Below are 13559 nucleotides of genomic sequence, written 5' to 3' on the forward strand. Positions count from 1 at the left end.
CTCATGTGACGAGATCCCGCACAAATCTTGATTTGAGCGGGACCAATCACCAAATTAGGTGATGAAAGGAAGTCGTACCATGAAAGAAAGAGTAGCAAAGTTTAGTATCGGCGAAGTGGTTCGGCACAAGGTGTTTCCATTCCGCGGCGTCATCTTTGATGTGGACCCGGAATTCGCGAACACGGAAGAATGGTGGAACTCGATTCCCGCCGAAGTGCGCCCCAGCAAGGATCAACCCTTCTATCATCTGCTGGCCGAGAATGATGAAAACGAATACGTTGCCTACGTATCGGAACAGAACCTGATCAACGACGAGAGCGGCGTACCGCTACGCAACGAACAGGTCTACCAGATCTTCGATATGGCACCGACGGGGCAGTTCAAACCCAAGATGAGCTTCGCCCACTAACCCACTGCTGGCATTCAAAACCCCGCCTAAGGCGTGCCGCCTGTGGCGGGTTTTTTTCTTTGCCTCAAACGAACAACAAAAAACCCGGCGCAAGGCCGGGTTCTTCGCGAATTTCAAGGGCCCAGAACTACTGAGCCTTGGCAGCCTTCTGAGCTTCTTCAAGTTTCTTGCGCGCTTCGTCGGCCTTCTTCTGCATGCTGTCCTGCAGGCTCTTCTGGCTTTCTGCCAGCTTGGAAGCTGAAACCGGTTCGCCGTCAAACGCGCCGGTGAAGCCTTCGAGCGAGATCTTGATCGGGTTCGGCGCACGACGGAAGTTGATCGAGGTCAGAACCAGATCGGTGCCTTTCTTCAGGCTGGCGACCATGGCGTCGGTCATCGGGATCTGGGCGACGCAGCGGTCGGGCATGCACATCAGGTAGTCGATCTTCTGAGCCTTGCCGCCGTCGATCTGCAGCGCAACACCTGGCGGAATCAGGCGGGCGGGCGGCACCGAAACCTGGAGGCTCTTGTTGTTGATCTTGCCGGTGACGGTGATGAGGCCAACGCCGGTGACGAGCTGGCCACCGCCTGCGAGGACGATGTTCTGAACAACGCAGACGTCATTGTCTTCCTGCTTGCTGCAGGTCTTGTACCAGCCAAGACGCGGAGCACCGCCAGCGGTAGCCGGTGCTTCGGAAGGCGCCGCTGCGTCCTGCGCGAAGGACGATACGGGAGCTGCTGCAGCACCAAGCATCACTGCCAGAACGGACAGGGCTGCCCGCGTTTTGTTTTCAGCCTTGAACATCATAACGAATTCCGTCTCCTGAAATCCCTTAGGGACGACAACGTGCCATCCTCACCAACAGGGTTGTTCGCACTCCACCTCTTAAAACAATAAGGCAAATGCATGACCCCCCTACTTCGGGTTCCCCTGTTACATCGCGTCGGGTTAGATATCCAGTGTTTCTTTGCCCTTTTAAGGGTGAACCGAAAGAATTCGAGCCGGATGGTGAATTGCTGTGGCCGCATGATAGTCTTGCGTCGAATCGTGCCGTTTCCGGAAAGGACCTCAACGATGCTCCGGATCGTTCTCCCCGTTATTTTCACCTTGGCTGGCAGCGCAGCCCTCGCACAGCCCGTGCATGGCATCGCGATGCATGGTGAACCGGCCCTGCCCGCCGATTTCAAGCATCTTCCCTATGTTAATCCCGATGTGACGAAGGGCGGCAAGATCAGTTATGGTGTCGTTGGAACCTTCGATAGCCTCAATCCCTTCATCCTGAAAAGCATGCGCACGACAGCGCGCGGCATGTGGGACCCTGAATACGGAAACCTTGTCTTCGAAACGCTGATGCTGCGCTCGCGCGACGAACCCTTTACGCTCTACGGGCTGCTGGCAGAATCCGTTGAATGGAACGATGACCGGACCTTTATCCAGTTCAATCTCAACCCGGCCGCCAAGTGGTCTGATGGTCAGCCGGTGACGCCTGAGGACGTGATTTTCACGCTCAATCTGCTCAAGGAGAAGGGCCGCGTTCCCTTCAGCACGCGGTTGAATGCGGTTGAGAAGATGGAGAAGGTCGGAGACCACGGCGTTCGCTTCACTTTCAACGACAAGGCGGATCGGGAATTTCCGCTGATTCTCGCCGGATCGACGCCGATCTTGCCGAAACATGCCACCGATCCGGACACATTCGATCGTTCGTCGCTCACGCCTCCCATCGGATCCGGCCCCTACAAGATCAAGTCCTTGAAACCCGGCGAAAGCATCACGTTCGAGCGCGATCCCAATTACTGGGGCAAGGACATTCCGGCCAAGGTCGGCCTCGACAACTACGATCAGATATCGGTCCAGTATTTCCTGCAGGACACCACCCTCTTCGAGGCCTTCAAGAAGGGGGACATCGACATCTACCCGGACGGCAGCCCCGGCCATTGGGCAAGCGCCTACAGCTTTCCTGCCGCCACGTCGGGCAACGTCGTGAAGGACACGTTCGAGCCGAAGTTGCCGAGCGGCATGTTTGGTTTCGTCTTCAATACCAGGCGAGCGGTCTTCGCCAATGTGAAGCTTCGCGAGGGACTGTCGCTGATCTTCGATTTCGAATGGGCAAATAAGAACCTCTACTCGAACGCCTATATTCGCACTCAGAGTTTCTGGCAGAACTCCGATTTGTCGAGCTTTGGGGTGCCGGCTGACGAACGCGAACTGAAGCTTCTGGGGCCGATCAAGGATCGAATCGATCCGGCGATTCTGGACGGAACATACAAGCTTCCGGTGACGGACGGATCGGGCCGCGATCGCAATGTCCTGAAACAGGCGGCCGCGCTCCTCAAGGAAGCTGGTTACACGATCAAGAATGGCAAGATGAGCGACGCTAGCGGACGGCCGCTTACTTTCGAGATCATGACCCAGAACGCCGATCAGGAAAAACTTGCCGTCTCCTATCAGCGTTCCCTGCAACTCCTTGGCATTGGAGCGACGATCCGTACGGTCGACGATTCGCAATATCAGACCCGTACGAACAGCTTCGACTACGATGTCATCGTGAAGTCCTATACGTCGTCTCTGTCTCCGGGCATTGAACAGTTGGGACGATGGTCGTCCGGGGCCAAGGATCGCGAAGGCACAGACAACTTCGCCGGCGTTGCCGATCCTGACGTCGATACGCTGATCCAGCACATCCTTATGGCACGCTCGGCCGAAGACTTTACGGCAGCGGTGCGTTCTCATGATCGAATGCTGTTGTCGGGGCACTATGTCCTCCCGCTTTATCACGTTGATCAGGAATGGGTTGCCCGTAGCAAGCGCATCGGTCATCCCGACACGGTCCCGCTCTACGGCTATCAGTTGCCGACGTGGTGGGATCAGAGCGTGCAATAGGCGGTTCCCTTTTCCTGCCTGGTTGAAGTCGCCCGCCGCGGGGCCTAGATGGCGGGAAGATTTGGATTTCGGGTAGAAAAAGGAAAAGCCCATGGAACGTATTACCATCGACGTTGTCTCTGACGTCGTCTGCCCGTGGTGCTACCTCGGCAAGGCGCGGCTTGAGCTTGCGATCGCCGAAGTCCAAGACGATATCGGAGTGGACATCAACTGGCGCCCCTACCGGCTCAACCCCGACTACCCGCCTGAAGGCGTCGACCAGAAGCAGGCGTTGGAGCAGAAGCTTGGTGGTGCCGAGCGCGTCGCTCAAGGACACAAGATGCTGAGGGAGCTTGGTCGTGAGGTCGGCATCAACTTCGATTTTGACGCGATCAAGGTCGGCCCGAATACCCTCGATGCGCATCGCCTGATCCACTGGGCGATGGTAGAGGATCGCGAGAAACAGGACCGTGTCGTCAATGCCCTCTTCAAGGCGAATTTCGAGGAAGGCCGCAATGTCGGCGACCATGCCGTCCTGCTCGATATTGCGGAGAAGGCCGGCATGGACCGTGCCGTCGTCTTCTCCCTGCTGGCGTCCGACGCTGATAAGGACCTGGTGATCGCCGAGATCGAGGCCGCGCAGAAGATGGGAGTGAACGGTGTCCCATTCTTCATCTTCGATCAGCAGTATGCCGTCAGTGGCGCGCAGACGCCTGATGTGTTGGCGGGAGCGCTTCGTGACATCGCCAAGGCGAAGGCGGAAGCGCGCGCCGGCATGAACTGAGCGCCTTACGCCTTCGCCATTTCCGCGAGTTGCGTCATGATAACGGCTGCGCCCTGCAGCCGCTTTTCCGGTGTCGGCAGGTCGCGTGTGAGGAATACGCTCTGGTCTGGCCGGATCTTCGCCATGGTTCCCTGTTTGGCGATATAGCCAACCAGGTTCGCGGGATTAGGAAACTCCTTGTTGCGGAACTGGATGACCACGCCTTTCGGGCCTGCATCCAGCTTCTCCACGTTGGCGATGCGACAAAGGGATTTTACGTAGACGATCTTTAGTAGGTGCTGGACCTCGATCGGCATTGGCCCGAAGCGATCGATCATTTCCGCACCGAAGGCATCGATCTCCTTCAGTTCCGTGATTTCCCCAAGGCGGCGATAGAGTGCCATGCGCAGGTGCAAATCCGGCACATAGCCATCTGGGATCATGACGGACGTTCCGACCGAGATCTGCGGGGACCAACCGGTATCCTGGATCTCATCGACGCCCTTCACCTCGGCAACGGCCTCTTCCAGCATCTGCTGATACAGTTCGAAACCGACCTCCTTGATGTGACCGGATTGCTCTTCTCCGAGTAGGTTTCCTGCGCCGCGAATGTCGAGATCGTGGCTGGCAAGCTGGAAGCCGGCCCCGAGCGTGTCGAGCGACTGCAGCACCTTGAGGCGGCGCTCGGCAGTCGCCGTCAGTACCTTGTTGACCGGCAACGTGAACAGCGCAAAAGCACGCACCTTCGAACGTCCGACGCGGCCACGCAACTGATAGAGCTGCGCCAGGCCGAACATGTCGGCGCGGTGTACGATCAGCGTGTTGGCCGTCGGCACGTCAAGGCCCGATTCAACGATCGTGGTCGACAACAGAACGTCATAGCGGCCCTCGTAGAAGGCGTTCATGATGTCCTCAAGCTCGCCGGCCGGCATCTGACCGTGGGCGACCGCGACCTTGAGCTCCGGCACGTCCGACCGCAGGAAGGCATGCACGTCTTCCAGATCCGCCAGACGCGGGCATACATAGAAACTCTGGCCACCGCGATAGTGCTCGCGCATCAGCGTTTCACGGATCACGAGCGAATCGAAGGGCGAAATGAAGGTGCGAACCGCCATGCGATCGACCGGCGGCGTCGTAATCAGCGACAGCTCGCGCACTCCTGTCATCGCGAGCTGCAGCGTACGTGGGATCGGGGTCGCCGAAAGCGTGAGCACATGAACGTCGCTCTTCAGCTCCTTCAGGCGTTCTTTGTGCTTGACGCCGAAATGCTGCTCTTCGTCGATGATCAGCAGTCCGAGGTTAGCAAACTTGATCCCGGCGCCAAGAAGTGCATGGGTGCCAACGACAATATCCGTCTTGCCTTCTGCCACTTCCTTCTTCGTCAATGCCAGCTCCTTCGGGCCGACGAGGCGCGAGGCCTGCTGGATGCGCACAGGCAAGCCGCGGAAGCGTTCGGAGAAGGTCTTGAAGTGCTGGCGCGCGAGCAGCGTGGTCGGTACGACGACGGCTACCTGAATGCCGTTCATCGCCGCAACGAAAGCAGCACGAAGCGCCACCTCCGTTTTGCCGAAGCCGACGTCTCCGCAGACCAGACGATCCATCGGTCGCCCCGCCCCAAGATCGGAGCGTACAGCTTCAATTGCGTTGTCCTGATCCTCCGTTTCGTCGTAAGGGAAGCGGGCGGCAAACTCGTCGTAGAGGCCTTCCGGCGTCGTCAGCACCGGCGCATGACGCGTCAGGCGTTCGGCGGCGATGCGGATAAGTGCGTCCGCCATATCGAGCAGCCGCTTCTTGAGCTTGGCCTTGCGCATCTGCCATGCGCCGCCCCCGAGCTTGTCGAGCTGCGCTTCCGTCCCCTCGCCCCCATAGCGCGACAGGAGATCGATGTTCTCGACCGGCAGGAACAACTTCGCCTCGTCTGCATACTGCAGCTCAAGGCAAGCGTGCGGTGCACCGGCTGCTTCAATTGTTCGCAGGCCGACAAATCGACCAATACCATGCTGTGCGTGGACGACGACCGAACCCTCGTCCAGACCGGCAACCTCAGAGATGAAATCGGCAGCGCGCTTGCGCCGCTTTGAACGCCGCACCATGCGGTCGCCAAGAATGTCTTGTTCGCCGATGACGACGAGATTGCCGACTTCGAATCCGGATTCGAGACTGAGCACTCCAGCCGCCGCCTCGCCTTTAGCAAGGCTGTCGATTTCCTTCAGCGCACCGACCGGCTTCACGCGCTCAAGACCGTGTTCGTTCAGCACCTGCAACAGACGCTCCAGTGAGCCTTCCGTCCAGGCGGTAATGAGCACCTTCGCACCAGAGGAGCGCTTGTCCGCAATATGTCTTACGACAGCGTCGAAGACGTTGATGCGTTCGGCATTGCCCCCACCCTCGGCATTCGAGCGCGCCCAGCGTTCGCCTTGCCGCGCGTCGAGATTGATCACGCGGCGCGCTTCGCCCTCGTGCTCGTTAAAGGGCGAAATGCGCATTGCGTTAAAGGCATCGAGCGTGCTGGCGAAGGTCTTTCCGTCCAGATAGAGCTGGCCGGGCGTCACTGGCTTATAGGGGGTTCCCTGTGCCATCTGCCCCTTGCCGGCCTGTCCGGAATTCAGGCGGGCGTCATAATAGTCAAAGACAAGCTTGGAGCGCTCCTCAGCGGCCTGGCGAACGGTATGGTCGGTAACCATCCGGAAGCCTTTGAGATAGTCAAAGACCGTCTCCAGTTTCTCGTAGAAGAGCGGCAACCAATGCTCCATGCCGGGATAGCGCCGCCCCTCCGATATGGCGAGATAAAGCGCATCATCACGTGTCGCCGCGCCAAATGAGGAAAGGTAATTCTTCCGAAAGCGGCTGATCGTGTCGGGCGTCAGCGTCACTTCGCTCATCGGGTTCAGGTCTAGGGAGCGGACCTGCCCTGTTGTGCGTTGACTTGCCGGATCGAAGCTGCGGATGCTTTCCAGCGTATCACCGAAGAAATCGAGGCGAACTGGTTCCTCGGAGCCAGGCACGAAGACGTCGAGAATGCCGCCGCGTACGGCGTACTCGCCGACCTCGCGAACGGTTGCTACGCGGTCGAAGCCGTTGCGTTCCAGGCGCCCGGCAATATCGTCCATACGTACGGTGTTTCCGGGACGGGCCGAGAAGGCAAGGCTTTCGATAATCTGTTGCGGCGCGACTTTCTGCAGCATCGCATTGACGGTCACCAGCACGATCGCCGCGTGCGGCTTTTTGTGGTGCGCGATCAGACCGCCCAGCGCCGCGAGACGCCGCGCCGATGTGTCGGCGCTCGGTGAAACGCGGTCGTAGGGAAGACAGTCCCACGCCGGCAGGGTGAGGACCGGGATCTCGGGCGCAACGAAGCCGAGCATCTGCTCGAGGTCCCCCATCCGCTGGCCATCGGACAGGACATAGGCGACCGGCTCTCCTGCCCTTGCCAGATCGGCCAGCAACAGAGCCTCCATACCTGTCGGCACGTTGCCGATTGTCAGCGGCTCGGCGATGGCTGACAGCTTCCTTGCGTCAAAACCTGAGGTCATTAGGCATTCCTGGGCAGGGCGTCGGCTGGATATTCGAAATCGGGCTTGTAGGCGCAAAGGCGCTCGAACATTGGCGTCAGAAAACGCTCGGGCACAGGCCAGGTTCCCATGATCCATCGCACGAGATCGTTATCCTCTTCGGCCATGATGATTTCGAGTTCGTCGAGCTCGGCTTCCGAGAGTGTGGCAATCTCTTTCTCCGCGAACTGTCCGAACACCAAATCCATCTCGCGTATGCCGCGATGCCAACAGCGAAAAAGAATTCGGCGGCGGCGCGGATCAAGATCGGCGCTCGAGAGTGATACACCCGTCATGGCTTTACCTTCCTGTTGATGCGCCTCTATAGACCCTCGAAAGCAGCTTGTCAGCCTTGCCAATGCCGCATTGTTCATCGCATTTTGCCGCTATGCGCCCCGCCATACTCGATCCGCTGTTTTCGCCAGTTTCCGCTCTGCCAGGCGTCGGCCCGAAGATCGCCGAGTTGCTGGTGAAGCTACTGGGGCGCGAGACGCCGGAGGATACGCGCGTCGTCGATCTGCTGTTTCATGCACCGCATTCCTTGATCGACCGTCGAAACCAACCGGGCATCGCCCGCGCCCCGCAAGGCGCAATCGTCACCGTCACGGCGCACGTCGATCGCCATCAGGCTCCGCCGCGGGGCAAAAACAACGTTCCCTACAGGGTCATGTTGCACGACGAGACTGGTGAACTGACGCTTGTCTTCTTTCGCGGCCAAGCGGCTTGGCTGGAAAAACAGCTGCCGTTGGACGAGGAGGTAACCGTCAGCGGCAAGATCGACTGGTTCAACGGCCGAGCCTCGATGGTTCATCCCGACTACATCGTGAAGGCCAGTGAGGCCGAGAACCTGCCCCTCGTTGAGCCGATCTATCCGCTGACAGCAGGTCTTTCGCCGAAGACACTGCGCAAGATCATCGAAGCGGCACTGCCGCGTACGCCGGAACTGCCGGAATGGATCGACTCGGCTCTTGCGCAGAAGCAGGGTCTGCCCTTGCTAACAGATGCTTTTCATGGGTTGCACGAACCGCGCGATCCATCGGATATCGATGCGCAAGCCCCTGCCCGCCGTCGTCTCGCCTACGACGAATTCCTAGCTGGCCAGCTATCTCTGAGCCTGGTGCGCCAACGATTGCGCAAGGTTACCGGCCAACCCGTACACGCCACCGGTCAGCTCAGCAGCCAAATCCTGCGGGCGCTGCCGTTTTCCCCGACCAAAAGCCAGAATACCGCGATCGCAGATATTCTGAAGGACATGGCTGGCGAGGACCGTATGCTGCGCCTGCTGCAAGGCGACGTCGGCTCCGGCAAGACGCTGGTCGCGCTGATGGCTATGGCGGCGGTTATCGAGAGCGGCGGCCAGGCCGTTCTCATGGCCCCAACCGAAATTCTAGCCCGTCAACATCACGCGACGATCTCGAAATTTGCCGCTTCCGCGGGCCTTGGAATCGAAGTCCTTACCGGCCGCACCAAGGGTCGTGAGCGCGAAGACATTCTCGAAAGGATCGCATCCGGACAGGCACAGATCATCGTCGGCACCCATGCCCTCTTCCAGGACAGCGTCAGCTACCGCAACCTTATGCTGGCTGTCGTCGACGAACAGCACCGCTTCGGCGTCCACCAGCGCCTCCGACTGACTGCGAAGGGCGTCACGCCCCATATGCTCGTCATGACGGCAACGCCGATCCCGCGCACCTTGGTGTTGGCTGCCTTCGGTGACATGGATGTCTCCAAGTTGACGGAGAAACCCGCTGGACGGAAGCCGATCCAGACGATCACCGTTCCAATCGAACGTATCGGCGAGATCGTCGGTCGTTTGAAGAGCGCCCTGGCGGAGGGCAAGAAGGTGTACTGGATTTGCCCGCTCGTTGAAGAGTCCGAGGAGAGCGATCTGATGTCGGTAGAGGAGCGTCACGCAACGCTTGCCTCGTCGCTCGGTCCAGGCATTGGCCTGATCCACGGTCGCATGAGTGGCCCAGAAAAGGACGCCGTGATGATGGCATTCAAGAACGGCGAAATCCGCCTCTTGGTCGCCACAACTGTCGTAGAAGTCGGCGTCGACGTCCCCGATGCGACGATCATGGTGATCGAGCATGCAGAGCGCTTCGGCTTGGCGCAGCTGCATCAGCTTCGCGGACGCGTTGGGCGCGGTGACGAGGCTTCGACCTGTATCCTCCTCTACAAGGGGCCGCTTGGTGAAACAGGTCACGCGCGCCTTTCGATCATGCGCGAAACCGAAGACGGCTTCCGCATCGCAGAGGAGGATCTGAAGCTGCGGGGCGAAGGCGAATTGCTCGGGACGCGCCAGTCGGGAACGCCGGGCTTTCGCATCGCGAGCCTTGAGGCACATGCCGATCTGCTGGAAATCGCCCGTCGCGATGCGGCCGATCTAATCGAGCGCGACCCCGATCTCACCAGCGAACGTGGCAAGGCCGTACGCACTCTACTCTACCTATTCCGCCGCGACGAGGCGATCCGCTTCCTGCATGCCGGATGAGGCCGAATCCGGCCTGACAGTTTACTGCTGGGCGAAATCGTTGCGGAGCAAATTGACAGCGGGGGCAGATCGATCTCGGACTCTATCACGCTTCACCTCTCGAATGAGAGCGCATAGCGCGCTCACAGGAGAGTATCGATGGCGCCCTCATGGTGGCATATCGCCCCTCCCGGAAACGCCCATAACGCCACCGCCGATGCGGGAAAAAACCGATCACAGTACCGCACCATGATCATTCCCTTCCCTCACATGCGCAAGGCAAACGAGCCGCCCGGACAGGATCGGGTTCCCGCTACTTCGCGGGCGCCTCAAGCGTAGCGGCTCTTCGGCCGGGGCAGCCCGAAATGATCGCGCAGCGTTGTTCCCGAATAATCGGTGCGGAACAGCCTCCGCCGCTGGAGCTCTGGAATTAGCCGCTCGACGACATCATCGAGGCCCTGCGGAAGATAGGGGAAGACGACATTAAACCCGTCGGAACCCTTCTCATAAAGCCACTCGACCATTTTGTCGGCGATCTGCTGCGGCGTTCCGACGAAAGCCAGCCCCGAATAGCCGCCATAGCGCTGTGCGAGCTGGCGAACGGTCAACCGCTCCTGCTCCGCCAGCCGCAAAACCTGCTCGCGGCCGGTCTTGCTGGCGTTGGTTTCAGGTATATTGGGAAGCGGTTGATCGGGGTCGAAATTCGAAGCGTCGTGACCAAGCGCGATCGATAGCGACGCAATGGCACTGTCATAATGCACAAGGCTGTCGAGATGGGCGCGCTTCGCCCTTGCCTCCTCGAGCGTATCCCCGATCACCACGAATGCTGCTGGCAGGATCTTCAGATGATCGGGATCGCGGCCGACCTTGCTCATCCGGCCCTTGATATCGGCATAGAGCGCCTTTCCAGAGGCAAGGTCGCGCGGCGAACAGAAGACGACTTCGGCCGTTTCGGCTGCAAGCTGACGGCCCGGCTCGGATTGACCAGCCTGAACGATAACGGGCCAGCCTTGCGGCGGGCGAGCGATGTTGAGCGGCCCACGCACGGATAACTCGGGACCTTTGTGGTTCAGAGCATGCATCTTCGCGGGATCGAAGAAAGCACCGCTTTCGACGTCGCGGATGAAGGCGTCATCGTCGAAACTGTCCCACAAGCCGGTCACGACGTCGTAGAATTCGCGTGCACGCTCATAGCGCTCACCATGGGCGACATGCGCATCGAGACCGAAATTCAGAGCAGCATCAGGATTGGAGGTCGTGACGATGTTCCAGCCGGCGCGCCCGGCGCTGATATGATCGAGCGAAGCGAACCGCCGTGCGACGTGATAGGGCTCGTCGAAGGTCGTCGACGCTGTCGCAACCAGGCCGATACGGCTCGTCAGCGCGGCAAGAGCGGAAAGAAGTGTGAAGGGCTCGAACGAAGTGACGGTGTGACTGCGCTTCAATGCCTCTTCGGGCATGTTGAGCAGGGCAAGATGATCGGCCATGAAGAAGGCGTCGAACTTCGCCGCCTCCAGCTTCTGGGCGAACGAGACGATGTGGGTGAAGTTGAAATTGGCGTCCGGATAAGACCCAGGATAGCGCCAAGCGCCGGTGTGGAGACTGACGGGGCGCATGAACGCGCCGAGATGAAGCTGGCGTTCGATCAATTGCACTCACCTCCTGCGCTCCCGGCGCCGATGCTTGCGGGCGCGGGGAGCTCGGTTATCTCCGCGGTTCCTGTTCAATATTCTCCACAACGGTGGTGCGCTAAAGGAATGAATTTCCATTCTGGAACGCGGCTGCGGAAATAAGCGGCTCGCCAATTAAGCGAGAAACGCTTCATTGGCAGGAATCTGCATCGCCGTGACCAGATGGTTGGTTTGGCTCGTCGCCCCGGTTTCGCCGCCGAATGCCCTCGTCAGTCAGGCATGCCGATGCTGATGATCGCGATTTCCAGGATTTCGACGATGCCGCTCTTTTCGACGTGACCTCGGACGGTGACGCGTGAGGCGTGGTGACATTGTAACCGCTGCAATCACAGGCGACTTCGGCAAACCTCGTCCGGCACTGATCATCCAGGCGGATCAGTTTGACGCGACCAGCACAGTCACCGTCTTCGCTGATCGATGCGCAGTCGCAAGCGTTAAAGTCGTCTCACAGCGCCCGGAACATTATGAGCGCGTCAACATAGCCTTTTGTCGGGTGCGCGAAGGCGCCGGGCAAGCGGCCGACCGTCTCAAAACCAAGCGATTGCCAGAGGCGAACGGCGCGTTCGTTGGCGCTGACAACGAAATTGAACTGCATCGCCCGGAAACCACGCTCGCGCGCTCGGGCGAGCGAGTGCTCATGCATTTGTCGCGCCAAGCCTTTGCCGGTCGCCGCGGGTGCGGTCATGTAGCCGCAATTGCAGACATGTGCGCCACCCCCCATCTGGTTGGCGCGCAGATAATACGTCCCGAGGATCTCGCCAACTTCGTCTTCGACGACGAACGTCTCTTTCTCTGGCCCCAGCCAGTAAGCGAGGGCATCGGTTTCACTCATGTCACGATCGAGCGTATAGGTCTCCCCAGCTCGGATCGTCGGCTCGATGATTGTCCAGATAGAAGAACGGTCTTCGGTGGTGGCGGGTCTGATCAGCATTTGCGTGTGTCATCCTTAACCCACCCTCATCTTGCAACACGGCTGAACAAACAGACCTAATCCCGCATCGGAGGCGAAGAGGTACGGAAGTTACATTTCGATCGGTGCCGGCAGCGGCTTGCGCGTGCGCTCCTTTTTTGCCATGCGCCCAGCAAGTTCTTCCGGTGTGACCAGACCGCCGGAGATTAAGAGCTTTGCAGCGTCCTCCGGTGACATATCGAGCGGAATGATCTTCTCGCGCGGTGTGAAGATCAGAAAACCTGCCGTCGGAACCGGCGTCGGGGGCAGGAACACACAGACCATGTCCTCCCCCATCGCTTTGAATTTCGACGCAATCTCGCCTTTGGCATCCGTTGAGATGAAGACGAGCGCCCAGAGCCCAGGGCTCGGATACTCGATAAGGCCGACTTTCTTGAAGGAATTTGTTTTGTCCTTCAGCACCGTCTCAAAAATTTGTTTGACGCTCTGATAAATGCTGCGCACCAGCGGCACGCGCCGCACCAGAGATTCGCTAAACTGAACGATACTCTGGCCGATCAGGTTCTTGCCGAGAAAGCCGATAAGCGTGATCACAACAAGCCCGATCAATAGCCCTGAGCCTGGCACGGCAAAGTTCAGATAGTTATCCGGGTCATAACGCGCTGGTAGGTACGGTTTGACCCAGCTATCCGCCCATCGCACGACCGACCATGTCAGCCATAGGGTAATGGCGACCGGGGCACAAATGATCAACCCCGCCAGGAAGTTGTTCCTGATGCGAGTGGCGATCGGCAATCCGGGCAGTTTTTCCGTCATCGCGTGCTGATAACTCCGTTGAGCGGATCGGCTATCGGAAATCAGCTCCCCCATGCTTTCCTTGTTGAAAAGCTGCCAGAAATTGCCAAGCCGCACAAGTCTCCAGG

Annotated in this window: 10 protein-coding genes and 1 pseudogene; 5 read left to right on the top strand and 6 right to left on the bottom strand. The window is 59.2% G+C overall.

Annotated features, from left to right (window positions below; genetic code table 11):
• Positions 1-79: 79 nt before the first annotated feature.
• Positions 80-409 carry a heat shock protein HspQ gene (gene hspQ, locus BN77_RS13255; RefSeq protein ID WP_007532625.1) on the top strand — a complete coding sequence of 110 codons (330 nt, stop codon included), beginning with the start codon at positions 80-82 and terminating at the stop codon, positions 407-409.
• 127 nt (positions 410-536) lie between these two features.
• Here the strand turns inward: hspQ and BN77_RS13260 are convergent, their stop codons facing one another.
• Positions 537-1196, bottom strand: coding sequence for an invasion associated locus B family protein (locus BN77_RS13260; RefSeq protein ID WP_007532629.1), 660 nt, complete (start codon positions 1194-1196; stop codon positions 537-539).
• A 267-nt stretch (positions 1197-1463) separates the two neighbouring features.
• Here BN77_RS13260 and BN77_RS13265 point away from each other — a divergent pair, with 267 nt between their 5' ends.
• Together BN77_RS13265 and BN77_RS13270 are read left to right on the top strand one after the other, a co-directional pair.
• On the top strand, positions 1464-3269 hold the full coding sequence (locus BN77_RS13265) for an extracellular solute-binding protein (RefSeq protein WP_007532630.1): 1806 nt from the start codon (positions 1464-1466) through the stop codon (positions 3267-3269).
• A 91-nt stretch (positions 3270-3360) separates the two neighbouring features.
• On the top strand, positions 3361-4032 hold the full coding sequence (locus tag BN77_RS13270) for a DsbA family oxidoreductase (protein ID WP_007532633.1): 672 nt from the start codon (positions 3361-3363) through the stop codon (positions 4030-4032).
• Between the two features lie 5 nt (positions 4033-4037).
• Here the strand turns inward: BN77_RS13270 and mfd are convergent, their stop codons facing one another.
• A complete protein-coding gene (mfd, locus tag BN77_RS13275; protein ID WP_007532635.1) occupies positions 4038-7544 on the bottom strand; it encodes a transcription-repair coupling factor in 3507 nt (1168 codons plus the stop codon).
• Positions 7544-7858: an FAD assembly factor SdhE gene (locus BN77_RS13280; RefSeq protein WP_007532637.1), complete on the bottom strand. Its 315-nt coding sequence runs from the start codon at positions 7856-7858 to the stop codon at positions 7544-7546. The genes mfd and BN77_RS13280 overlap by 1 nt, the downstream gene beginning before the upstream one ends.
• 92 nt (positions 7859-7950) lie before the next feature.
• Here BN77_RS13280 and recG point away from each other — a divergent pair, with 92 nt between their 5' ends.
• Complete coding sequence (recG, locus tag BN77_RS13285; RefSeq protein ID WP_007532639.1) at positions 7951-10056, top strand: ATP-dependent DNA helicase RecG; 2106 nt, start codon at positions 7951-7953, stop codon at positions 10054-10056.
• A 308-nt stretch (positions 10057-10364) separates the two neighbouring features.
• Here recG and BN77_RS13290 read toward each other — a convergent pair whose 3' ends face one another.
• Entirely contained in the window at positions 10365-11651 is a 1287-nt protein-coding gene (locus BN77_RS13290) for an LLM class flavin-dependent oxidoreductase (RefSeq protein ID WP_051177185.1), read from the bottom strand.
• A 370-nt stretch (positions 11652-12021) separates the two neighbouring features.
• Between BN77_RS13290 and BN77_RS34785 the strand changes: the two are divergent.
• Positions 12022-12132 (top strand): annotated as a pseudogene (locus BN77_RS34785) (type II toxin-antitoxin system PemK/MazF family toxin); the annotation flags it as partial.
• A gap of 39 nt (positions 12133-12171) precedes the next feature.
• On the opposite strand, the gene BN77_RS13295 reads toward BN77_RS34785, so the two are convergent.
• Both BN77_RS13295 and BN77_RS13300 read right to left on the bottom strand, forming a co-directional pair.
• A complete protein-coding gene (locus BN77_RS13295; protein ID WP_007532644.1) occupies positions 12172-12657 on the bottom strand; it encodes a GNAT family N-acetyltransferase in 486 nt (161 codons plus the stop codon).
• Positions 12658-12747: 90 nt separating this feature from the next.
• Entirely contained in the window at positions 12748-13452 is a 705-nt protein-coding gene (locus BN77_RS13300) for a DUF502 domain-containing protein (RefSeq protein ID WP_007532646.1), read from the bottom strand.
• Positions 13453-13559: the final 107 nt, after the last annotated feature.

Origin of the sequence: Rhizobium mesoamericanum STM3625, from assembly GCF_000312665.1 — a bacterium.
GTDB classification, from domain to species: domain Bacteria; phylum Pseudomonadota; class Alphaproteobacteria; order Rhizobiales; family Rhizobiaceae; genus Rhizobium; species Rhizobium mesoamericanum.